Annotated in this window: 2 protein-coding genes; one reads left to right on the forward strand and one right to left on the reverse strand. The window is 67.5% G+C overall.

Translation table 11 applies throughout. The features are described from left to right. On the reverse strand, positions 1-507 hold a 507-nt coding region (locus tag AC6RA4_RS11430; RefSeq protein WP_500160387.1), incomplete at its 3' end, for an ATP-binding cassette domain-containing protein. Positions 508-783: 276 nt separating this feature from the next. On the opposite strand from AC6RA4_RS11430, the gene AC6RA4_RS11435 reads away from it, so the two are divergent. Next, positions 784-1,128 (forward strand): nicotinate-nucleotide adenylyltransferase (locus AC6RA4_RS11435; RefSeq protein WP_500160414.1); only part of this gene is annotated, 345 nt, incomplete at its 3' end.

Consider the following 1,128-nt stretch of genomic DNA (forward strand, 5'->3'; position numbering starts at 1 on the left):
CAGCGCCACGCGGCGGCGCTCACCGCCCGAGAGGGTGGTGACGTCGGCATCGTCGGCGGGGCAGCGCAGCGCCTCCATGGCGACGTCGATCTGGCCGTCGAGATCCCACAGGTTGTTGGCGTCGATCTCGTCCTGCAGCGCCGCCATCTCGTCGGCGGTCTCGTCGCTGTAGTTCATCGCCAGCTCGTTGAAGCGGTCGAGCTTGGCCTTCTTCTCGGCGACGCCGAGCATGACGTTCTCGCGCACGGTGAGCTCGGGCTCGAGATGCGGCTCCTGCGGCAGGTAGCCGACCTTGGCGCCCTCGGCGGCCCAGGCCTCGCCGGTGAAATCCTTGTCGATGCCGGCCATGATTCGCATCAGGGTCGACTTACCGGCGCCGTTGACGCCGACGACACCGATCTTCACACCCGGCAGAAAGCTCAGGCGGATGTTTTCGAAGCACTTCTTGCCGCCCGGATAGGTCTTGGAGACGCCATCCATGTGGTAGACGTACTGATAGCTGGCCATGCTGTCCTCCGGTGACTGGTCGGGCGTCTGTATCGCACCGGGGCAGGGGAATGCAAAGCCCCTGACGGTTCGGGCATCAGAGGCAACCCGGCCACGCCATGCGCAGCGTGGTCACGGAGGGTAGCGCCGGTACCGCAAAGGCGCTGCGACACTGGCGAATGACCTGTTTCCTGTTGTCATTGCAGCCTGTTCCGGTGTCTTTTGCCGCCACTTCGGAACGGAAAGGCCGCGATGGCTTGGAATGCGCATGAAGCGGGGCTGCATCTGGTCCCGGGGATGACCGTGGGTCTGCTGGGGGGATCGTTCGATCCGCCCCATGCCGGGCACGTGCACATCACCCGCGAGGCGCTGCGCCGCTTCCGGCTCGACCGGGTGGTCTGGCTGGTGAGCCCGGGCAACCCGCTCAAGGCGCACGGGCCGGCGCCGCTGCCCGAGCGCATCGCGGCGGCGCGGCGGATCATGGCGCATCCGCGGGTGATCGTGAGCGATGTCGAGCGTCTGCTCGGCACCCGCCACACCGCGCGGACGCTGGCGCATCTGCAGGCGCGCTTTCCGGGGGTGCGTTTCGTCTGGCTGATGGGCGCCGACAACCTCGCGCAGCTGCACCGCTGGGAAGACTGG

Source organism: Salipiger sp. (assembly GCF_059781815.1).